Raw genomic sequence first — 22,482 nt, 5'->3', positions numbered from 1 at the left:
CTTTTTGGCATTCCATTCAGTTAAAGCTCCCTTTAATGGAAGCTCAGTTTCAAGATATGTTGTTTCCATTACGATAGTAATGGGTTGGAGGTCCGGGAAATTACTCGCTTTCCATGGGCGTACGGTGAGCTTCCTCGGGCTAAAGCCCTGCGGGATCTCACCATGTACTATTCTCCCATTGGAGTCTCGCAATTTCCCAGCCGCCCCTGACTCAATTATAGTAAAGAACCACTGATATCTCGAAATCAAGTCTTCGACTTTTCGGTTGTTGAATAAGCATCTAATGATAAATCATCAAAACGTTATAACAGAGTCTTAACATTAATGCTTGATCAGTTTCTTTTCCAGTTTCTCTACCAGCTGGTACATGATAGCTGCAAAGATAGCGATGATCAATAAAGAAAATAATACTAATGTAAAGTCAAATACCTGAAACCCATAGATGATTAAATAACCTAACCCCTGTTTTGAAACGAGAAATTCTCCGACAATCACACCGACCCATGAAAGACCGACATTTACTTTAAGGGAGGAAATCATTGTCGGGAAGGAGGCGGGGAATATCGCTTCCTTAAAACATACACGTTTTGATGCTCCCAGACTCTGTAATACCTTGATATAGTTACTGTCGATTTCCTGAAAAGCATTATAGACAACCAGAGTTGTAATGATGATAGAAATAATCGCTCCCATGGCGATGATCGAAATATATCCTGGGCCAAGGGCAACGATGATAATGGGGCCAAGTGCCACTTTCGGCATAGCATTCAGGATGACAAGGTAAGGATCGATGATCTTTGAAAAGCGAGTTGACCACCATAGCATGGCCGCTAACAGTATTCCTGCAAAGGTGCCGATAATGAAACCCGCAACCGTTTCAAATAAGGTGACGTTAATATGCATCCACAAGGAACCGTCGCTTGCTTTGGCAATGAATAACTTGTAGATTTTGCTTGGGGAACTGAACAGAAGCGGATCGATCCATTTTAATCTACTGGCCAGCTCCCAAATACTGAAAAATATAAGAAAGATCGAAATCTGCCAAAACCAGATCCAGCGTTGTTCTATCTTTAGTTTCCTCACATAGGCCTGGTGGAGTTCGCGATTAGCAGCTTCAGTATTTTTCAAGCGCACTCATCTCCTTCCACACTTCATCGAAGATAGCCTGGAATGAAGGGTGCTGACGTGCCTGGAAAGGAGAGATTTTTCTCAACTCAGGAGGCATCCGGAAAATTTGTTTAATCTCTCCTGGCCGTGGTTTTAATAAGATAATACGGTCGCTCATAACAATCGCTTCGCTGATGTCGTGGGTAACGAGCAATGCCGCTTTGTTATATTGTTTTAGCAATTGAGAAACGAAATCTTCTAACCGGAGCTTTGTTTGAAAATCCAGTGCCGAAAAGGGTTCATCTAATAATAAGAGTTTCGGTTCGGTTATTAATGTCCGTGCCAGGGCGGCACGTTGTCGCATCCCGCCAGAAAGTTCATCCGGATAAGAATCCCCGATTCCTTGCAGGCCTACCTCTTCCAGCATCTGATCTGCCTGTTCTTTAATCGAGTTATCTAGTGTTTTGTTGATTTTTGGACCAAGCATAATGTTTTCTTTTATCGTCTTCCAAGGGAAAAGATAATCCTGCTGCAGCATATAACCCATATGTGCCTTATTGCCAGGTTCTGAAGCAGAGTCTTCACCAAGTATGATTTCTCCCATTGTCGGCTTAATTAAACCGGCAACGATGGATAGTAATGTCGTTTTCCCGCAGCCACTTGGTCCCAGTATTGATATGAATTCCCCCTGTTCCAATGTAAACGAGATATTCTCCAGAGCTTTGGTATAATCTTTTTTGGAATAATAGTGGTGAGAGACTTGATTGACGGACAACAATGGCATGAGGGATCCTCCTATTCGCTGATTATTTCTTCTGCAATACTTGTGTTTACTAAAGTAGAATGATCAACATCTTCTGGGAGTTCACCGGCTTCTTCCATAATCACTTTCAAGTTGTTCCATTCTTCTTCATCTAAAATTGGATCCGTAGCAAATGATCCCTGGCTCTTATAGCGATCTACCACGGTGGCAATCAAATCAAGTTCGGAATCCTCAAAGTAGGGCTGGATGACTTTTGCTGTTTCCATCGCAGGCTGAGCTTCCACCCATTGTTGTGCTTTGTATATGGCTTTGGTAAATTTTTTGATTGCTTCTTCGTTTTCCTTGATGAAGCTTTCTTTTGCCATAAAAACTGTATATGGGACGTGCCCTGACTCTTCACCGAATGAAGCAACGATATGGCCAATACCTTCTTGCTCAAAGATACTCGCTGTCGGCTCAAATAACTGGACATAATCTCCAGTACCGGAAGCAAAAGCGTTAGGAATATTAGCATAATCTACATTTTGTATCAGGTTTAAATTCTTTTGCGGGTCGATCCCGTGCTTCTTCAATACAAATTCACCGACCATTTGCGGCATACCGCCTTTTCTTTGTCCTAAAAAGGTACTGTCATTCAGGTCTTCCCATTGAAAATCCTTCACTTCTTCCCTGGCAACTAAGAATGTCCCATCTGTTTGGGTAAGCTGGGCAAAGTTCACAGCTGGATCATTTGCCCCTCGTGCGTGCACATAGATGGATGTTTCCGACCCTACAAGAGCGATATCGGTACCATCTGATAAAAGAGCGGTCATCGTTTTATCACCACCCCAGGTCGTATTCAGTTCGACCTCTAATCCTTCTTCTTCAAAGAATCCTTTTTCCAATGCGACATATTGTGGGGCATAGAAGATCGAACGAGTGACTTCTGCTACCTTCAAGCTGGTGGTTTGCTGCTGGCCACATGCTGCTGCAGCGATAGTCAGCAGAATTGCCATCATGAAGATTCCCACTAAACGGATTTTTTTCATTCGGAAAGCTCCTCCTGTATGATGTTGGTTAGAATAACTAATGTAGTTTATGTGAAAGTGAAAAAATGTGTGAATGCCTATATACCAGAACAGCTTTATTGGCATAGGAGGGAAAATGACAATGAATGGATCCGTGGTGGACAAGCTGAAATTTCCTTCTCCTCACCCTGGCTTTGATATTTACCTTGTAACCTATATGAGCCAGGGGTTGAAAGTGAAGGGTTTTTTGGTGGAGCCTAAGGAGGATCGTTCCTACCCTGGATTTCTCTACTTGCGAGGGGGAATTAAGAACGTTGGAAAGGTGCGGATAGGGAGAATTATTCAATTTGCAGCCCAGGGATTTATTGTATTCGCACCAACTTACCGGGGGAATATGGGCGGTGAAGGAAGCGAAGATTTCGCCTTAAATGACCGACATGATGCATACTCAGGTGTTCGTGTGCTGGAGAATCATCCCAAAGTGAAGGAGGATATTTGTGTCTTCGGTTTTTCACGTGGAGGAGTGATGGCATTATGGACGGCAATTGAGATTCCTCAAGTGAAAAAAGTGGTGGTGTGGGGAGGAGTAAGCGATGTTACCCTTACTTACTGGGAACGAGAAGACCTTCGGCGCATGATGAAACGGGTGACTGGTGGTACACCTAAAAAATATCCGGAGCGCTACCTTGCCAGGACCCCACTCCATAAACTCAATCAGATGGAAGCGGATTTGTTGGTGATTCATGGTGAGAAAGATGAAAATGTCGACGTTCAGCATGCCTATCGTCTACAAGAAGCCATGAAGGTGTATAATAAACGATATGAAAGCTGGATATATTCTGATACAGATCACTATTTTCCACCAAAAATCAATCGGGAGACAGTCGAGAAGCTGTGTGCATGGCTGAAACAAACATAAAAGAAACGGATACGCTCTGGACGTATCCGTTTCTTTATATATATGAGGAGATGAGGAAACAAAGTTCAGGCTAGCCTCTATATGTCGGGCCGGCTTGTGCAATAGCTTCACTTGCATGTGTAAACTTCTCAAAATTCTCATGGAATTTCATCGCAAGCTCTTTAGCTTTTCGATCGTAAGCCTTCTGGTCATTCCAGGTTTGTCTTGGGATAAGCACTTCATCAGGGACTCCCGGTACTTGCATTGGAGCTTCGAGACCAAAGATTTCATCCCGGTGAGTTTCAATGGAATTCAATTCACCTTCCAGGGCCGCATGAATCATGGCACGAGTGTAAGAAAGCTTCATGCGATTTCCTTCCCCATATGCTCCGCCGGTCCACCCGGTATTTACAAGAAATACATTGGTATTATATTGATCTATTTTTTCTCCTAGCATTTCTGCATATGTTGCAGGAGCAAGTGGAAGGAATGGTGATCCAAAACAAGCAGAGAAAGTTGCCTCAGGAGAAGTGACTCCCCTTTCTGTACCGGCAAGCTTACTTGTATATCCACTAAGAAAATGGTACATAGCCTGTTCTTTTGATAGCTTACTGATTGGCGGTAGAACGCCGAAAGCATCAGCTGTCAAAAAGATAATGGTGTTGGGATGGCCGGCGACACTTGGTAACACGATGTTATCAATATTATCGATTGGATAAGCTGCTCGTGTGTTCTCTGTTAATGACGTATCATCATAATCAGGGTTCCTTGAATCATCATCTAAGATGACATTTTCCAGCACGGAACCGAATCGGATGGCGTCATAGATCTGGGGTTCTTTTTCTTTTGATAAATTAATGGTTTTTGCATAACAGCCACCTTCAATATTGAAAACGCCCTTGGCTGACCATGCATGCTCATCATCACCAATCAAACGACGGTACGGGTCGGCTGATAATGTCGTCTTTCCTGTACCAGAGAGTCCGAAGAAAAGGGCGACATCGCCTTCCTGCCCAACGTTGGCGGAGCAGTGCATCGATAGGACATTATTTCGGGGAAGCATATAGTTCATGACAGAGAAAATGGATTTTTTAATCTCCCCGGCATACTCTGTACCACCGATTAAAACTACGCGATGCTTGAAAGAAATGAAGATGAATGCCTCTGAATTTGTACCGTCAATTGCGGGATCCGCTTTGAAGTTCGGGGCAGAAATGACGGTGAATTCTGCTTCATGACCAGCTAATTCCTCTTCTTTTGGACGTATAAACATTTGTCGTGCAAACAGGTTATGCCAGGCTAATTCATTGATCACCTGGATGGGAAGACGATAATTTTCATCGGCCCCTGCATATCCATCAAATATGAATACTTCATTTTTTGCGCGTAAGTAATCAAGTACTTTATGATATAAACGAGTAAACACATCTTCATCAATCGGTTTGTTGACTGGTCCCCAGGCTACAGTATCCTTGGAAATCTCATCCTGGACTATAAATTTATCTTTAGGCGAGCGTCCGGTGTATGTGCCAGTAGTAGCACGTACCGCTCCTGTCGATGTGAGAACGCCTTCATTTCGGCTTAAAGTTTTTTCCACTAATTGGGCTACAGAAAGGTTTTTTAAAACATTCTCTTGAGACAGCAAGTCAGAGAGTTGGGACATTTGATTTATCGTCGTCATCGCGTAAACCCGCCTTTACGTAAAGATTCAACCCACATTTTAAGTGGGGAGTATTTTAATTGATTATTAGTATAACACATTCATTGTATTAGTCCATACTATTTTTGTTACTGTCATATTTTTTTCAAATATTTATTCTATTATATATATAAGCTAATTTGAGAATAAGATAGGATCTCAAACATATGAAAAGCTTAGATTTATTTTATCCTTATTATACGATAGGAGTATTCCTATTTATAGTAGGGTATAACTAACTTCCCATCCTTATTCTAACAGGATTGAGTTGATTGACAAGCGCCACCGATTTGGTTACGATATAGTGCGAACGGATACTCTCTTATCCAGAGTCGGCGGAGGGGACAGGCCCGATGAAACCTCAGCAACCATCACGGAAGTGAAAAGGTGCTAACCTGTAGCAAGGATTGATCCTTGAACGATAAGAGCGAAAGGAAGCAGCCCCCTTTCCTCATTAAAAGGAAAGGTTTTTCTTTTTTATACTTTAATAAAGTTAGCTTTTTTACATGATTAAAGTATAAGAAATATGAAGGCTATCGCCAAAACGACTTGGCGGCAAACCAGGTTTCTCTAATGAGATCAAATATCATGCTATCCCTAACGGGGAGAATTAAAATAGAAATAGATGAGATGGTTGGTTTCCCATTCGTACTGGGATAAGAGTTCCGTCTAATATTTGTGTACAACTAAAGGAGGAATTTATCAGCATGGCTGCGAATCGCCGGTTATTCACTTCGGAATCTGTAACAGAAGGTCACCCGGATAAAATTTGTGACCAGATTTCCGATGCTATTTTAGATGAAATTTTAAAAAATGATCCTAACGCCCGTGTCGCCTGTGAAACAACTGTAACTACGGGTCTTGTACTGGTTTCTGGAGAAATCACTACCAGTACATATGTGGATATTCCAAGTATCGTTCGAAAGACGATTAAAGAGATTGGATATACACGAGCTAAATTTGGTTTTGATGCTGAAACATGTGCAGTACTAACTGCAATCGATGAACAGTCCCCGGATATTGCCGGTGGAGTTGATGTCGCTCTGGAGAGCCGTGAAGGTCGTATGAGTGACAGTGAAATTGAAGCAATCGGGGCTGGCGATCAGGGATTGATGTTCGGCTATGCTAATAACGAGACGGAAGAATTCATGCCACTCCCAATCTCTCTTGCCCACAAGATTTCCAAGCGGTTAAGTGATGTAAGAAAAGATGGTACACTCGACTACTTGCGCCCTGACGGAAAGACACAGGTAACGATCGAATATGACGAAAATGATCGTCCGTTGCGAATCGATACGATCGTAATTTCTACCCAACACGCGGAAGATATTACGCTGGAGCAAATCCAGGAAGATTTGAAGCAGCATGTGATTGAACCTGTGGTGCCGCGAGAATTGATGGATGAGCAAACCAAGTATTTCCTTAACCCGACCGGGCGGTTTGTCATTGGCGGCCCACAAGGGGATGCTGGTTTGACGGGGAGGAAGATCATCGTAGACACCTATGGTGGATATGCCCGTCACGGTGGAGGAGCCTTCAGTGGAAAAGATGCCACTAAGGTTGACCGGTCGGCTGCCTATGCAGCGCGTTATGTTGCTAAAAATATCGTAGCTGCCGGACTTGCTGAATCGTGTGAAGTCCAATTGGCATATGCTATTGGTGTTGCCCAGCCGGTTTCTATCGCTATCAATACTTTCGGCACAGGAAAAGTGAGCGAAGAACGACTGGTTGAAGAGGTACGTGCATTGTTCGATCTTCGTCCAGCAGGAATCATTAAAATGCTCGACCTTAGACGTCCAATTTATCGTGACACAGCAGCTTATGGTCATTTTGGCCGTACTGACATCAAGTTCCCATGGGAAAAAACAGATAAAGCAAAAGAATTGAAAAAGTTGTTAAACGAATAAATGCCAAGAAGCGGATCCAATCTTAAAAAAGGTTGGTCCGTTTTTTTTGCAATATGGTGGAAATATATGAAAAAAGGAGGGGGGATTTACTTTTTTTGTATGTTATACTTCATAAGTAAGTATGAAGATTTTGTAAAGAGAAAGAGGGGGGCTTATTATGTGTGGATTCATCGGTGTGATTAGAAATGACCCGGAACAGATGACTGAAGACAAGCTTCATACATTTCGAAGGCAAAATGATTATATTACCCACCGGGGACCGGACGAAGAAGGGTTCTATCATGATGAGTATATATCGTTTGGTTTCCGCCGCCTCAGTATCATTGATATAGACAGCGGACAACAGCCGTTAAGCTATGAGGACCAACGGTATTGGATGGTTTTTAATGGAGAGATATATAATTACATTGAACTAAGAGAGAAATTAGTGACAAAAGGATTTACTTTTCATACAGAGTCGGATACAGAGGTTATTGCGGCTTTATTTCATGACAAACGTGAAAAGGCTTTCGATGAATTACGGGGGATGTTTGCTATCCTGATTTGGGATAAGCAGGAACAACAGCTCTACGGGGCGAGAGATCCGTTTGGTATCAAGCCGTTATTTTTTGCAGTAGAAGATCAAGGTACATATTTTGCTTCTGAAAAGAAGAGTTTGACTTTGGTGAAAGATTCAGAGCAGGTTGACGCTGAAGCCTTAAACCATTACTTAAGCTTTCAGTATGTACCAGAGCCATGGACGATGACAGAAGATATCCAGAAAGTACCCGCAGGACATTATTTTACTCAAAAACCGGGACAAGAAATAAATTTCGAACGTTATTGGCATGCCACTTTTGAGCCCATCCTTATGGATAAAAAGCATTGGATCGGACGTATTCAGGGTGTCATGTATGATTCCGTAGCCAAGCATATGCGCAGTGATGTGGGAGTTGGTTCGTTTTTATCCGGCGGTATTGATTCCAGTTTAATAGTAGCGATGGCGAAAGAATATCATCCAGGAATCAAAACTTTTTCCGTTGGATTTGAGCGAGAGGGATATTCTGAAGTTGATGTAGCGAAAGAAACAGCTGATAAACTTGGGGTGGAGAATATATCATATATTATCTCGCCGGAGGAATATGTCGCTAAGCTTCCTAAAATCATGTATCACATGGATGATCCATTGGCAGATCCTGCATGTGTTCCGCTATACTTCGTAGCCAGAGAAGCTCGGAAACATGTCACTGTAGTCCTCTCGGGCGAGGGTGCGGATGAATTATTTGGAGGATATAACATCTATCGTGAGCCGGAATCCTTGAAAGTCTTTCAATCTATTCCTGATCCAGCCAAACACCTGCTGGGGAGGGTAGCTGATATCTTACCGGAAGGGGTTAAAGGGAAGAGTTTTCTTGAACGGGGCACTACTCCATTAAGAGACCGTTATATTGGTAACGCAAAAATGTTTGAAGTAGAGGAAAAAAATAAACTGCTTTGCAACCATCTGAATATTCCTTATCAAAAAGTGACAGAGCTGTTATTCGACACAGCAAAAAATTATGATCTTGTAAATCAGATGCAATACGTAGATATTCATACATGGCTGCGTGGTGACATTTTATTAAAAGCTGATAAAATGACAATGGCAAATTCACTGGAGTTACGTGTGCCATTTCTTGATAAAGAAGTTTTTAATGTAGCAAAAAGTATTCCGGTCGATTTGAAAATAGCCAATGGAACGACGAAAAGTATTTTAAGGGAAGCGTCCCGCGGAATTGTGCCTGACCATGTATTAGACCGCAAGAAACTAGGCTTTCCGGTTCCAATTCGTCACTGGTTGAAAAATGAGCTATATGATTGGGCGAAAATGCTGATCCTTGAAAGTGAAACGGATCAGTACTTGCATAAAGACTATGTACTTCATTTGTTAGATGCCCACTGTCAGGAGAAAGGTGACTACAGCCGGAAGATATGGACCGTATTGATGTTTATGCTATGGCATCAGGTCTTTGTCGAACGTCGTCATCCAATCGAAGACTTAATCAACGAAGATAAACCAGAAAGCAAATTGACTTTTGTTTAATCATTTAGAATGAATAAAGTGTGAAATAGGAGAAATAAAATACCCTTCCAAGTCAGCGGAAGGGTATTTTTGTGTCTTTTAATTTTAGTCATTACGCAGTTCTTTGTAATATTGCCCTTTTTCCACGTATTCTCTTCTAATGCGATTCATTTCGGCAAAATCGTCTTCTGTCAGTTCACGGACAACTTTGGCTGGACGCCCTAGGGCTAATGTTCGTGGCGGGATTTTTTTACCGGGAGGAACGAGGCTTCCAGCGCCTAAAAAGGCTTCTTCTCCTATTTCGGCCCCATCCAGTACAAGCGACCCCATCCCGATTAATGCATTTTTCCTAATTACAGCTGAGTGCAGGGTGACCTGGTGTCCTATCGTTACTCCTTCCTCAAGGATCAGCGGATTATTCGGACTTTGGTGGAGCATACTCAAGTCCTGTATGTTGACATTATCAGCAATATAAGTAGGCGCTACATCGCCACGAATTACTGTTTTGAACCAGATACTGACATTCTCTCCAATCGTTACATCCCCTGTCACTACCGCATCCTCTGCTATGTAAGCGGAGGATGCAATCTTCGGGTGCTTTCCTTTATATTCGCAAATCATCGATATCCCCCTTATAATATAGTTATTACAAGTATAGCAAATTCGAGCGCTGAAAAAGGGGAATAACCGATGAAAAAGATACTTGCAGATGACCCTGCAGGAGTAGTAGTGATTGTTCATGGTGCGTTTGAACATGCGGGCAGGTATGATGAGATTGCTTCCCTTCTTCGCCAACAAGGGTTTCATGTTGTCTACGGAGACTTGCCTGGACAGGGAAAATCGACAAGAAGACGCGGGCATATTGACCGTTTTGATCAATATATCGAGGCGGTAACGAATTGGCTGGATGAAGCAGCCAAATTCCAGCTTCCTGTCTTTCTTTTAGGTCATAGCATGGGTGGTTTGATTACTATTCGTACCATGCAGGAGAAAAGACCGGATGTCAACGGTGTCATTCTATCTTCTCCTGGACTTGGTATTTTAGATGAACCAACTAAATCAGTGAAGCTGGTTTCCCGTGTATTGGATGCTGTCTATCCTAAATATAAGGTGGAAGCGCCGATCCTTACAGAAAAAGTGACACGGAATAAGCATGTTATCGAATCCGACGAAGCTGATTCGCTTATATTGGAAAAAGTGTCCGTACGCTGGTATTGGGAATTCGTCCGATCGATTCACCAGGCTTTTAAAAAAATTAACGACTACCCGGATGTGCCAACATTAGTTGTCCAGGCTGGTGAAGATTTAATGGTCGACATTACCCAAACTAAAAAATGGTTCAACCAGCTGGACATCAGTGAAAAAAGTTATAAAGAATGGGCAAACTTATATCATGAAATTCTGAATGAGCCGGAGCGCGATTCAGTGGTACGGCATATTGTGGATTTTATGAAGCAAAAAGTGGAACAATCCGCGCACGAAGAGGAGTGAAACATTGGTTTTGCGAATACCTTCAAACGGTTGGACAATGATGAGAAATGTTTATCGTCATGTTTTCCCGCAAGTACATAAGGAGCTGAACGGCTGGATCAGCATGGCGCAAAAAATACCGAATGAAGAATTACGTAAGCAGGCGCTGGCAAGCATAGAGGGCAAGACTTTTCACTGCGAAGGTGGTTCTATCTATAGCATGCTGGCGGGCAGCCGTTGGAAAGAAGCGGTAAAATTCATCGTTGCTTATCAAACAATCAGTGACTATTTAGATAATTTATGTGACCGTAGTACCTCCCTGGATCCCCAGGATTTCCGAATGCTTCATCAGTCAATGACGGATGCCTTGACTCCTGGGAACCCTATGCATGACTACTATCAATACCGTGAAGAGCGAAATGACGGGGGTTACCTGGAAGCTCTGGTTATTACCTGTCAGGAAGTGTTGGAAGGACAGCCGGATTATTCAATTGTCCATCCTTACGTAACTCAGTTAGGTGATTTGTATAATGACTTACAGGTCCACAAACATGTGGTCGAAGAAGAACGCATTCCCAGGCTGCAAACATGGTTTTCCGAACAGAAAACAGTTAAAGGGTTGAAATGGTATGAATTCTCTGCCTGTACCGGTTCGACTCTCGGAATTTTCTGTCTGGTTTCATATACCTTAGGCGGAACGATGAACGAAAGACTTGCAAAAAAAGTTGCGGAAAGCTACTTCCCTTTTTTACAAGGACTTCATATCTTGTTGGATTATTACATTGACCAGCAGGAGGATAAGGAGGAAGGTGATCTCAACTTCTGTTCCTATTATGAAAATGAACAAGAGATGCGGAAGCGTTTCGTTTATTTTGTGGAAGAGACAAAGGCACGCACCAAAACACTTCCTGATGCTCACTTTCACCAAATGATTCAGGAGGGGCTCGTCGGTATGTACCTTGCTGATCGAAAAGTTAGCAGGCTTGAAAATGCAAAGGTCTTTGTCAGGGAATTATTAAATGCAAGCGGGAGAAAAGCGAAGTTTTTTCATTTTCAAACGAAAGTCTATCATAAATTGAAACCCGGCAAGTCGCTTTAACCGACAGCCGGGTTTATTTTCTTTTTTCGATAGCAATTACAAAAGGCGGAGTATTTTTTTGGTTAATAAAAGCGTACTGTAAGACATGAAAAGATCGCTGGTTCAGGGTTTGTACATACCCCAATAACTGGTCTTTTTCTTCATCGCCGCCAGCATGACCGTGATAAACGACTAATACTACCACACCCCCGGGCTGGAGCAGCTCGAGTAAGTGTTCGAGAGCAGTTAACGTGGAGGCGGGGGTTGTTACAACTGTTTTATCACTGCCTGGCAAATAACCAAGATTGAAAATGGCCCCTTTAAGTAAACGCGTATGTTCTTGTTTTATATACCTGCGGACTTCCTCATGACTATCTTGTATTAAGGTTACTCGATTGGATTGCTGCTCTGTCAATTTTGCTTTAGTAGAAGCGATAGCCGAGTCCTGGATATCAAATCCATATACATGGCCAGTTTCGCCGACCAGATTACTTAGAAATTGTGTATCATGGCCGTTACCACAGGTAGCATCTACTGCGGTATCACCTTCCTTGATGGCTGCTTTCATCACCTGATGCGCAAAAGCCAGTACCGTACTCAATGTCATATAGATTCCTCTTTCTCTATATAGTTGTGAAATAATTTTAGCATGGAACGATTGTGATACCAATATTCGTGTATGAAAAAATCAGATTTAACCAAGCTAATGGGTGAGGTGATAGCTATGGCGACCAGAGAGTCGATTGAAACAATGATCCAGGAGACGAAGCAACGGTTGGAGCAAGCGAAATATGAGTTGTCCCTTGCTAATCAAAATGGATATCCAATCACAGCAAGTTATACAGAAGCACAGCAGGGGCTGGAACAAACAGAGATGGAAATTGATAAATTAATGCACAGTGCAAACCATCAGCAAAAAGATCAATTGCATCGGCTCCATCTCCAAGTAAGTCAATGTTTGAATGATATGATATTGGACGAAAATGATCTGGAGCATCGGTAAGGTGAGAACGGCCGCTATGGCCGTTTTTTTTATGAAGAAAAAATCTATTGCTTCTTATCTTGTATTAGTGTACTATCTAACTAGTACACTAATACAAGAGGGTGGCATACATGAAAAGAAATGCTTTTATTGGATTATGGAAAAAAGAATGGGCATTAATGAGAATTTACTATTTAGTAATTTTAATAACGGGACTGGGCTTCTCAGTAGTGATGTCTGGAACCATTGAAGAAGCACGAATCTTCCTTATTACAGGTGTAGTGCTCGTACTCCATATGTTTGTTTTAGCTGCTTTACTCATGTACAGCCTGAATCGGGAAGCTGATCAGCTGGAGCTATTCCTGCACAATCCACAGTCTTCATTAATGATTGTCGGAGTGAAGTTTCTTCAATTAGTCACATTTATGCTTATTTCCATGACGGTGTTCGGTTTAATCACAATACTTACAGCAAGGGAATGGGTCACCTTGTCTTTAGGAGACTCAGCAATGGTTATTTTCATTGCAACCCTTCTTATACTTGGCCAGGCAATCTTATTGGCGGTATTTCTATTGTTTTTATGGGTACTCCATCAAGTATTGAAAACTTACCTCGGCGGTCTCAGTATTATCATTTCTATTATTTCATTTCTTGCAATATCAATTATGACCTCAAAAATACGTTCTTCAGCTTTATATGAACAAATAGCAGGGTGGGGAACCGTTCAGATTAACATTGATGGTTTGACAGGCGACTTTTTGAATGTCTTTGGAGTGACTGTTCATGGAGGCGTAACGGGAGGAATTCCTATCGTATTAGGTGAAGTGGCAGCATGGGCGCTGACGGTCGGCCTGCTATATGGGGGCAGTGTTGTGGTATTGGATCGAAAGGTAGAGGTATAAGGGATGGTAATGGACTTCAAGCCGGATAAACCGATATATCAGCAGCTGATCGATAAAGTCTCAAGTGAAATCATTCGGGGAGAACGTAATGCTGGAGACAAATTGCCTTCTGTCAGGGAGTTTGCAGTAGAAACCGGGGTGAATGCCAATACGATGCAACGTGTCTACCGAGAAATGGAGCAGCAGGGGATCGTGGAAACAAAACGAGGACAAGGAACTTTTGTTACAGAAGATCTCGAACGGCTCCAAAAACTGCGCACGGAAATGAAGCAATTGTATATCGAAGCATTTGTTCAAGATATGAGCGAACTTGGCTTCACTCTAGATGAAATGGTAGATGGTCTTGTGCATTACCAAGGAGAAAGAGAGGGAAAAAATGATTACACTGAATAACGTTTCGAAAAAATTTTTATGGAAAAAAGCTGTGCATAACATGGATGTTCGCTTTTCTAAGGGGAAAATTGTAGGCGTCATCGGAGAGAATGGCAGCGGTAAATCAACGATGTTCAAACTGATAGCCGGATTACTGAAGCCTACGAAAGGGGAAGTACGTGTTGGTGAAAAAATTGCTGATCGAAAGGTAAGTGCAACGGTTGCCTACATGTCTGATATAGATCAATTCTACCCCTTTTTTAATGCAGCTCAGCTGATTGACTACTATGAAAGTCAGTTTTTAGACTTTGACAGACAAAAGGCAATAGATATCCTTTCTTTTATGGAGGTGGACGGTGACGAGAAAATAAAACACTTGTCAAAAGGTAACAGAGGACGGGTGAAAATGGCAGTGACATTGGCAAGAAATGCACCATATATCCTTTTGGATGAACCATTTTCCGGTCTGGACCCGATGGTTAGAAGTTCCCTAGTCCAAGGTTTAATTCAGTTCCTTGATTTAGAGAGGCAAACCCTCATCATCACTACACACGAAATAAATGAAATCGAACCCCTCCTTGACGAAGTAGTGGTATTAAAAGAAGGAACAGTTCTAGCTCAAGGAAATATTGATGAAATTCGGAGCAAACATCAATTGAATCTTGTAGATTGGATGAAGCGGTTATATGAAGGAGAGAAGTTAACATGAGTCAGCAGCCAGTTGTCCAGCTGAAACACTTAACGAAAAAAATGGGGAGAAAAACGATCATCGATAACTTGAGTCTTGATTTGTATCCTGGCCAGGTTACCGGGTTCCTTGGACCTAATGGTGCCGGTAAAACAACCACCATCCGGATGATGGTCGGCTTGATAAAGCCTACATCTGGAGAAGTGATGATAGACGGGCATCGGTTAAGTCAAGATTATACGAAAAGTATCTCACAAGTGGGGGCGATTGTGGAAAATCCGGAAATGTATAAATTTTTGTCGGGTTACCAGAACTTAATTCATTTCGCCCGGCTGCAAGGGAATATAACAAAGCAACGTATCAAAGAGGTCGTAAAGCAGGTTGGTTTGGAAAAAAGGATCCATGATAAAGTCCAGACCTATTCCTTAGGTATGCGGCAGCGATTGGGGTTAGCGCAGGCTATCCTGCATAAGCCGAAATTTTTGATTTTAGATGAACCGACAAATGGATTAGACCCTGCCGGTATACGGGAGTTCCGAATGTATTTACGGAAAATTGCAGCTGAGGATGGTGTGTCGGTATTAGTCTCCAGTCATTTGCTTTCAGAAATCGAGCTAATGTGTGATCGCATTGCTGTCATCCAGGAGGGCAAATTAATTACCATCCGTTCGGTAGAAGATAATGACCAGAACCAAAATAATACGTTTCTATTTGAAGTTTCTCATCCTGCAAAGGCATTGAAACTGATAGAAGATCATCAGGAGATAAAAAAGGCGGAAGAGAAAAAGGGTTATTTGCAACTGACCATTAATAAGGAGCAGGCAGCAGAACTTAACCGTATCTTTGTGGAAAATGGGATAGCTGTTTATGAAATAACTAAGTTACGAAAAACATTGGAAGATGAATTTTTGGAAATGACTGGAGGTGAGCAGATTGGCTGAAATGATCCGCCTCCTGCAAAATGAATGGATGAAGATTTTTAGGCGAAACAGCACTATAATTTTAATTGCGATTTTGGTTGGCTCGGTCTTATTATTCGCTTTTGTGAACAGCTGGGGGAATAGTCAGCAGGAAAATGTCCCTTGGAAGGAAGAGGTACAGCAGCAGTTAATGATGTACGAACAACAAGCTGCTAATCCAGAAGCTACAGATAAGGAACTAACTTATTATGAAGAACAGCAAGTGATTTCTGAACATCGACTGGAAGAAAACATCCCTCCACTGGAACGGGGAAGCTTTGGACAATTTCTCGTGGATTCTAAAAGTAACTTAGCATTTGCCACATTGTTTACAGTCATCATTGCGTCTGGAATAGTCGCTTCAGAGTTCACATGGGGAACGATTAAGTTATTGACGATCCGTCCAGTAAAAAGAGGGAAGATTTTATGGGCTAAGTATGGAGCTGTTCTCTTATTTTCTTTTACCATCGTGATCATTGCTTACGTCACCTCAATAATAAGTGGATGGATTTTCTTTGATACGGGAGAAGGAGTTTTATTGACTGTTGAGAATGGGGAGGTTATAAAGCAATCCATCTGGGTGGAGTCTTTGAAACTTTATGGCTTGTCATTTGTTAATTTGTTCATCATGACCTCATTTGCTTTCATGGTTGGAACGTTATCCCGCTCCAATGCTCTGGCTATCGGCTTGTCCATTTTTCTTATGTTTACCGGTCAGCAAATGGTGTTCTTACTCCAGGAATATACCATTATGAGATATTATCTTTTCACCCATGCAGACTTGACGCAATATTTGCAGCCAAGAACATTGGTTGAGGGGATTACACCGCAATTCTCTATTGTTGTATTGATCATTTATCTGGTGATTTTTCTTACCATCAGTCATCTATCGTTTACTAAAAGAGACATTGCGACGTGAAAGCACTTACCATTGCTTGACAAAGCCCTCACGTTTCATTAAGATACGGATAGATATATTCATAAAGACGTAGAAGAGGAATAGTAATCAGACTGCAAGAAATTCAGAGAGTCAGCGGCGGGTGGAAGCTGGCCTTGTAACTGATGAACTCGCCTCGGATGTTATAGAAGTGAATCAGAGTAGCTTCTATCGGCCCATCGCCGTTACCGATGCTGAAGAGGACGTATAAGACGTCAATTTGGGTGGTACCGCGGGAATGTAAGCTTCTCGTCCCAGTGTTGGGATGAGGGGCTTTTTTATACTTTAAAAAAGTATAACTTTGTTAAAGGTTTAAACTATAAGAAATTACGGATGCTTTCGCCATAAGTGTTTGGCGACAAGCCGGTTTTTTCTAATATTTCAACGTTGATGTTGATATAAGAAAATCACCATCTCTGAGAACCAAATAAGAATGGAGGAAAAGCGATGGCTTTTAAGCACAAAAAGATTGAGCAGAAATGGCAAGATTATTGGTATAGCAATAAAACGTTCCAGACAGATGCTTCTTCTGATAAGGAGAAATTCTATGCACTGGACATGTTTCCATATCCCTCAGGGGCCGGTCTCCACGTAGGTCATCCGGAAGGTTATACAGCGACTGATATTGTTTCGCGGATGAAAAGAATGCAAGGCTATGAAGTACTTCACCCGATCGGCTGGGATGCATTCGGTCTTCCTGCGGAACAATATGCGCTTGATACGGGAAATGACCCGGCGGAATTTACAAAACAGAATATCGATAACTTCCGTCGTCAAATAAAATCCTTGGGTTTTTCTTATGACTGGGATCGCGAAGTCAATACGACAGATCCGAACTATTACAAATGGACGCAATGGATTTTCCTTAAGCTTTACGAAAAAGGGCTCGCTTATGTTGATGAAGTGCCTGTCAACTGGTGTCCGGCCCTTGGTACGGTATTAGCAAATGAAGAAGTAATCGATGGGAAGAGCGAACGTGGCGACCATCCGGTAGAAAGACGCCCGATGAAGCAATGGATGTTGAAAATTACCGAGTATGCTGATCGTCTGCTGGAAGACTTGGAAGAACTGGATTGGCCGGAAAGCATTAAAGATATGCAGCGTAATTGGATCGGTAAATCAGAAGGAGCGGAAGTAGTTTTCGATATTGACGGCTTTGACGAAAGCTTCGATGTTTTCACTACCCGTCCAGATACCCTTTATGGTGCTACTTACGCGGTGTTGGCTCCAGAGCATCCATTGGTTGAAAAAATTGTAACAGAGGAGCAAAAGTCTGAAGTTGAACAATACCTTCAAATAGCAAAAGCGAAAAGTGACCTGGAGCGGACCGATCTCGCTAAAGATAAAACAGGAGTATTTACGGGAACTTATGCCATCAACCCGATTAATGGCAATAAATTACCGATCTGGGTAGCAGATTATGTGCTTATGACCTATGGCAGCGGTGCAATTATGGCGGTTCCAGCCCATGATGAACGTGATTACGAATTCGCCAAAAAATATGACTTGCCGATTATTGCTGTAGTGGAAGGCGGAGATATCGAGCAGGAAGCTTACACGGGGGATGGGAAACACATCAACTCTGGTATATTAAATGGCCTGGATAAAGAAGAAGCAATCCAGAAATCTATCGATTGGCTTGTAGAGAACGGAAAAGGCGAGAAGAAAACAACGTATCGTCTTCGTGACTGGCTGTTCAGCCGTCAGCGATACTGGGGTGAACCAATTCCGATGATTCATTGGGAGGACGGTTCTATGTCGCCAGTAGCAGAAGAAGAGCTGCCACTTGTCCTGCCAAAAACGACCGAAATCAAGCCATCCGGAACGGGTGAGTCTCCATTGGCCAACATTGATGACTGGGTACACGTCACCGATCCGGAAACGGGAATGAAAGGACGTCGGGAAACTAACACGATGCCGCAGTGGGCCGGCAGCTGCTGGTATTATCTTCGCTATATTGATCCTGATAATGACGAGAAGCTTGCCGACTATGACAAGTTGAAAAAGTGGCTTCCGGTTGATATTTATATTGGTGGCGCAGAGCATGCGGTATTGCATCTTTTGTATGCTCGTTTCTGGCATAAAGTTTTATATGATGCTGGTGTTGTTCCAACTAAGGAACCATTCCAGAAATTATTCAACCAGGGGATGATTCTTGGGGAGAATAATGAAAAAATGAGTAAGTCGAAAGGAAATGTCGTCAACCCTGATGATATCGTCGATTCTCATGGTGCTGATACACTCCGTCTGTATGAAATGTTCATGGGACCGCTGGATGCTTCGGTTGCATGGTCGACGAATGGCCTGGATGGGGCACGGCGCTTCCTGGACCGCGTATACCGATTGATTGTAACAGAAGGAGAAGAACTGTCGGATAAAGTTCAACAAAGTAATGATGATCAAACATTAGAGAAGGTTTATCACGAAACGGTCAAGAAAGTAACAGAAAACTTTGAAGAACTACGATTCAATACAGGAATTTCTCAAATGATGGTGTTCGTGAACGAAGGGTATAAAGCAGAAGTTTTACCTAAAGAATATATGGAAGGGTTTGTAAAACTCCTCTCTCCAGTAGCTCCACACCTTGCAGAAGAATTATGGGAAAAACTAGGGAACCAAGATTCGATTGCTTATCAGTCATGGCCTGCCTTCGATGAATCGAAATTAGTGGAAGATGAAGTGGAAATTGTCATTCAAGTAATGGGTAAAGTCCGTGCTAAGATGACAGTTTCCAAAGATGCTTCAAAAGAAGACCTTGAAAAAGAAGCAATCGAGCATGAAAAAATTCAGGAATGGCTGGAAGGAAAGACGGTACGAAAAGTAATTGCTATCCCTGGAAAACTTGTCAATATAGTTGCGAACTGATAGAAAGCGGAGCAGTCTGAAAAGGCTGCCTCGGCTTTCTTTGTTTAAGTTTGATACAAATGAGATATAGTATAACTGTACAAACTTTTCATACCCCGGCACCTATCCCTTGACAATATGATAAATTTGCTTAAAATTAGTGAAGGTTACAGTTTTTAAGGAGGAATGTCAAATGGCTATTCATGAATATAAACCTGAAGAAGTTCAAAATATGTTGAAAGAAAATAAAGATGTAAAAATCATTGATGTACGTGAAGATGATGAGGTTGCTCAAGGAATGATTCCTCAAGCGAAACACATTCCATTAGGAGAGATTCCAGAAGCAGCAAAAGATTTGGATAAAGATCAAGAGTATATCATGGTTTGCCGTTCTGGCGGCCGTAGCATGAATGCTGCCCAATACTTGGATCAGCAAGGATTCAAAGTACGTAACTTAGAAGGCGGAATGATGAACTGGGACGGCGAAACTCAACCTAAATAAATAGAAGGGGTTATGAAAAGTGGAGTTATTGTTTGCGATAACAGCCAGTTTAGGGATACTCGCTGTTACACGATTTGCAATTCCAAGATGGAAACTGAAAGAAATCGATCAGCAAATTGTTCTCGATGAACGTTTTTGCGTAATAGATATCCGTGATTATATTTCTGCTCACCGATCTCCTTTTCCTGGAGCTGAAAATATTCCGCTTAGTTATCTGCCACGGGCACTCAAGGAACAATTCGATTGTCAAAAAGAAGTGCTGGTGGTAAGTGATGATATTCGAGGAGCTAGAATTGCAGCAAATCTTTTTCGAAAAAAAAGGAAGAAAAACATTTATTATGTAACTGCTGCTTAATAATACAAAAGAGTTATTTCGCATGATGGCGGGATAGCTCTTTTATTTACATAGCAAAACAATAAATCTTAAATATTTTGTTGACAATCAATTTAAAAGTGTGTATTATAGTTTTTGTCGCTTCTTGAGCAGGCGATTAACGAAACAAGCATTCTAAGAAAATATCATTTTCACTATTGACATTTTCTTTGATATTATGCTAAAATTCTATTACTGTCGATAAAGACAGGAGCACAATTTTGATCTTTGAAAACTGAACGAACCAACCAGTACGTCAATATAATTTCTTCATTATATGAGGAAATGAACAACGCACTTTAGCAGTGCAAACATGAGCTATTCAAACTAACTTTTATGGAGAGTTTGATCCTGGCTCAGGACGAACGCTGGCGGCGTGCCTAATACATGCAAGTCGAGCGCGGGAAGCAAGCGGATCCCCTTCGGGGGTGACGCTTGTGGAACGAGCGGCGGACGGGTGAGTAACACGTGGGCAACCTGCCTGTAAGACTGGGATAACCCCGGGAAACCGGGGCTAATACCGGATAACACCGGACTCCACATGGAGTCGGGTTGAAAGATGGCTTCTCGCTATCACTTACAGATGGGCCCGCGGCGCATTAGCTAGTTGGTGAGGTAACGGCTCACCAAGGCGACGATGCGTAGCCGACCTGAGAGGGTGATCGGCCACACTGGGACTGAGACACGGCCCAGACTCCTACGGGAGGCAGCAGTAGGGAATCTTCCGCAATGGACGAAAGTCTGACGGAGCAACGCCGCGTGAACGATGAAGGTCTTCGGATCGTAAAGTTCTGTTGTCAGGGAAGAACAAGTGCCGTGCGAATAGAGCGGCACCTTGACGGTACCTGACGAGGAAGCCCCGGCTAACTACGTGCCAGCAGCCGCGGTAATACGTAGGGGGCAAGCGTTGTCCGGAATTATTGGGCGTAAAGCGCGCGCAGGCGGTTCCTTAAGTCTGATGTGAAAGCCCACGGCTCAACCGTGGAGGGTCATTGGAAACTGGGGAACTTGAGTGCAGAAGAGGAGAGTGGAATTCCACGTGTAGCGGTGAAATGCGTAGATATGTGGAGGAACACCAGTGGCGAAGGCGACTCTCTGGTCTGTAACTGACGCTGAGGCGCGAAAGCGTGGGGAGCAAACAGGATTAGATACCCTGGTAGTCCACGCCGTAAACGATGAGTGCTAGGTGTTAGGGGGCTTCCACCCCTTAGTGCTGAAGTTAACGCATTAAGCACTCCGCCTGGGGAGTACGGCCGCAAGGCTGAAACTCAAAGGAATTGACGGGGGCCCGCACAAGCGGTGGAGCATGTGGTTTAATTCGAAGCAACGCGAAGAACCTTACCAGGTCTTGACATCTTCGGACAACCCTGGAGACAGGGCGTTCCCTTCGGGGACCGAATGACAGGTGGTGCATGGTTGTCGTCAGCTCGTGTCGTGAGATGTTGGGTTAAGTCCCGCAACGAGCGCAACCCCTGACCTTAGTTGCCAGCATTCAGTTGGGCACTCTAAGGTGACTGCCGGTGACAAACCGGAGGAAGGCGGGGATGACGTCAAATCATCATGCCCCTTATGACCTGGGCTACACACGTGCTACAATGGATGGTACAAAGGGCAGCGAAGCCGCGAGGTGTAGCAAATCCCATAAAACCATTCTCAGTTCGGATTGCAGGCTGCAACTCGCCTGCATGAAGCCGGAATCGCTAGTAATCGCGGATCAGCATGCCGCGGTGAATACGTTCCCGGGCCTTGTACACACCGCCCGTCACACCACGAGAGTTGGCAACACCCGAAGTCGGTGAGGTAACCTTTATGGAGCCAGCCGCCGAAGGTGGGGCCAATGATTGGGGTGAAGTCGTAACAAGGTAGCCGTATCGGAAGGTGCGGCTGGATCACCTCCTTTCTAAGGAATATTACGGAAACGTATTGGTTGCGTTCGTTTAGTTTTGAGAGATC

Annotated in this window: 20 protein-coding genes, 1 rRNA gene, 1 riboswitch and 1 other annotated feature; of the genes, 15 read left to right on the top strand and 6 right to left on the bottom strand. The window is 43.0% G+C overall.

Annotation, left to right across the window (positions count from 1 at the left end; all coding sequences use genetic code 11):
* Positions 1-321: 321 nt before the first annotated feature.
* The 3 genes from B9Y67_RS04915 to B9Y67_RS04905 are packed head-to-tail and all read right to left on the bottom strand — an operon-like array spanning position 322 to position 2,898.
* Positions 322-1,128 carry an ABC transporter permease gene (locus tag B9Y67_RS04915; protein WP_139823733.1) on the bottom strand — a complete coding sequence of 269 codons (807 nt, stop codon included), beginning with the start codon at positions 1,126-1,128 and terminating at the stop codon, positions 322-324.
* A complete protein-coding gene (locus B9Y67_RS04910) occupies positions 1,115-1,891 on the bottom strand; it encodes an ABC transporter ATP-binding protein (RefSeq protein WP_085505679.1) in 777 nt (258 codons plus the stop codon). Before B9Y67_RS04910 ends, B9Y67_RS04915 begins: the two co-directional genes overlap by 14 nt.
* Positions 1,892-1,902: 11 nt before the next feature.
* On the bottom strand, positions 1,903-2,898 hold the full coding sequence (locus B9Y67_RS04905; protein ID WP_085505678.1) for an ABC transporter substrate-binding protein: 996 nt from the start codon (positions 2,896-2,898) through the stop codon (positions 1,903-1,905).
* A gap of 121 nt (positions 2,899-3,019) precedes the next feature.
* Between B9Y67_RS04905 and B9Y67_RS04900 the strand changes: the two genes are divergently transcribed.
* On the top strand, positions 3,020-3,796 hold the full coding sequence (locus tag B9Y67_RS04900) for an alpha/beta hydrolase family protein (RefSeq protein WP_085505677.1): 777 nt from the start codon (positions 3,020-3,022) through the stop codon (positions 3,794-3,796).
* A gap of 70 nt (positions 3,797-3,866) precedes the next feature.
* Here B9Y67_RS04900 and pckA read toward each other — a convergent pair whose 3' ends face one another.
* Entirely contained in the window at positions 3,867-5,456 is a 1,590-nt protein-coding gene (gene pckA, locus B9Y67_RS04895; protein WP_085505676.1) for a phosphoenolpyruvate carboxykinase (ATP), read from the bottom strand.
* Between the two features lie 337 nt (positions 5,457-5,793).
* Positions 5,794-5,902, top strand: a riboswitch (SAM riboswitch).
* Positions 5,903-6,181: 279 nt separating this feature from the next.
* On the opposite strand from pckA, the gene metK reads away from it, so the two are divergent.
* Positions 6,182-7,381, top strand: coding sequence for a methionine adenosyltransferase (gene metK / locus B9Y67_RS04890; protein WP_085505675.1), 1,200 nt, complete (start codon positions 6,182-6,184; stop codon positions 7,379-7,381).
* Positions 7,382-7,538: 157 nt separating this feature from the next.
* Entirely contained in the window at positions 7,539-9,443 is a 1,905-nt protein-coding gene (gene asnB, locus B9Y67_RS04885) for an asparagine synthase (glutamine-hydrolyzing) (protein ID WP_085505674.1), read from the top strand.
* Positions 9,444-9,527: 84 nt separating this feature from the next.
* Here asnB and B9Y67_RS04880 read toward each other — a convergent pair whose 3' ends face one another.
* Positions 9,528-10,043: a gamma carbonic anhydrase gene (locus B9Y67_RS04880; protein WP_085505673.1), complete on the bottom strand. Its 516-nt coding sequence runs from the start codon at positions 10,041-10,043 to the stop codon at positions 9,528-9,530.
* 69 nt (positions 10,044-10,112) lie between these two features.
* Here B9Y67_RS04880 and B9Y67_RS04875 point away from each other — a divergent pair, with 69 nt between their 5' ends.
* Both B9Y67_RS04875 and B9Y67_RS04870 read left to right on the top strand, forming a co-directional pair.
* Positions 10,113-10,913, top strand: coding sequence for an alpha/beta hydrolase (locus B9Y67_RS04875; RefSeq protein ID WP_085505672.1), 801 nt, complete (start codon positions 10,113-10,115; stop codon positions 10,911-10,913).
* Between the two features lie 40 nt (positions 10,914-10,953).
* Positions 10,954-11,991 (top strand): tetraprenyl-beta-curcumene synthase family protein, encoded by a 1,038-nt coding sequence (locus B9Y67_RS04870; RefSeq protein WP_254901707.1) that lies wholly within the window; start codon positions 10,954-10,956, stop codon positions 11,989-11,991.
* Between the two features lie 13 nt (positions 11,992-12,004).
* Here B9Y67_RS04870 and B9Y67_RS04865 read toward each other — a convergent pair whose 3' ends face one another.
* The gene (locus B9Y67_RS04865) at positions 12,005-12,577 is read right to left on the bottom strand and encodes a tRNA 5-(aminomethyl)-2-thiouridylate-methyltransferase MnmM (protein ID WP_085505671.1); all 573 of its coding nucleotides are present in this window, start codon (positions 12,575-12,577) and stop codon (positions 12,005-12,007) included.
* A 72-nt stretch (positions 12,578-12,649) separates the two neighbouring features.
* On the opposite strand from B9Y67_RS04865, the gene B9Y67_RS04860 reads away from it, so the two are divergent.
* The 10 genes from B9Y67_RS04860 to B9Y67_RS04815 all read left to right on the top strand — a co-directional run bounded on the left by B9Y67_RS04860 (position 12,650) and on the right by B9Y67_RS04815 (position 22,429).
* On the top strand, positions 12,650-12,973 hold the full coding sequence (locus B9Y67_RS04860) for a DUF2524 family protein (protein ID WP_254901706.1): 324 nt from the start codon (positions 12,650-12,652) through the stop codon (positions 12,971-12,973).
* Between the two features lie 110 nt (positions 12,974-13,083).
* The gene (locus B9Y67_RS04855) at positions 13,084-13,854 is read left to right on the top strand and encodes a hypothetical protein (protein ID WP_085505669.1); all 771 of its coding nucleotides are present in this window, start codon (positions 13,084-13,086) and stop codon (positions 13,852-13,854) included.
* A 9-nt stretch (positions 13,855-13,863) separates the two neighbouring features.
* Complete coding sequence (locus B9Y67_RS04850) at positions 13,864-14,247, top strand: GntR family transcriptional regulator (protein WP_441007548.1); 384 nt, start codon at positions 13,864-13,866, stop codon at positions 14,245-14,247.
* A 40-nt stretch (positions 14,248-14,287) separates the two neighbouring features.
* Entirely contained in the window at positions 14,288-14,935 is a 648-nt protein-coding gene (locus B9Y67_RS04845; RefSeq protein WP_254901705.1) for an ATP-binding cassette domain-containing protein, read from the top strand.
* The gene (locus tag B9Y67_RS04840) at positions 14,932-15,855 is read left to right on the top strand and encodes an ABC transporter ATP-binding protein (RefSeq protein WP_085505666.1); all 924 of its coding nucleotides are present in this window, start codon (positions 14,932-14,934) and stop codon (positions 15,853-15,855) included. The genes B9Y67_RS04845 and B9Y67_RS04840 overlap by 4 nt, the downstream gene beginning before the upstream one ends.
* Position 15,856: 1 nt before the next feature.
* A complete protein-coding gene (locus B9Y67_RS04835) occupies positions 15,857-16,792 on the top strand; it encodes an ABC transporter permease (protein ID WP_254901775.1) in 936 nt (311 codons plus the stop codon).
* A 61-nt stretch (positions 16,793-16,853) separates the two neighbouring features.
* Positions 16,854-17,070, top strand: a binding site (T-box leader).
* 187 nt (positions 17,071-17,257) lie between these two features.
* Entirely contained in the window at positions 17,258-19,675 is a 2,418-nt protein-coding gene (gene leuS, locus B9Y67_RS04830) for a leucine--tRNA ligase (protein WP_085505664.1), read from the top strand.
* A 172-nt stretch (positions 19,676-19,847) separates the two neighbouring features.
* Positions 19,848-20,156, top strand: a complete 309-nt coding sequence (locus B9Y67_RS04825) for a rhodanese-like domain-containing protein (protein WP_085505663.1) — start codon at positions 19,848-19,850, stop codon at positions 20,154-20,156.
* A 19-nt stretch (positions 20,157-20,175) separates the two neighbouring features.
* Positions 20,176-20,511, top strand: a complete 336-nt coding sequence (locus B9Y67_RS04820; RefSeq protein ID WP_085505662.1) for a rhodanese-like domain-containing protein — start codon at positions 20,176-20,178, stop codon at positions 20,509-20,511.
* A 351-nt stretch (positions 20,512-20,862) separates the two neighbouring features.
* A 16S ribosomal RNA gene (locus tag B9Y67_RS04815) occupies positions 20,863-22,429 on the top strand.
* The last annotated feature ends 53 nt before the right edge of the window (positions 22,430-22,482 follow it).

It is taken from the genome of Thalassobacillus devorans (assembly GCF_900176565.1).
GTDB classification, from domain to species: Bacteria; Bacillota; Bacilli; order Bacillales; family Halobacillaceae; genus Thalassobacillus; species Thalassobacillus devorans_A.
Note: the sequence above shows the minus strand (reverse complement) of the source record. Positions and strands in the feature narration are given on the sequence as shown.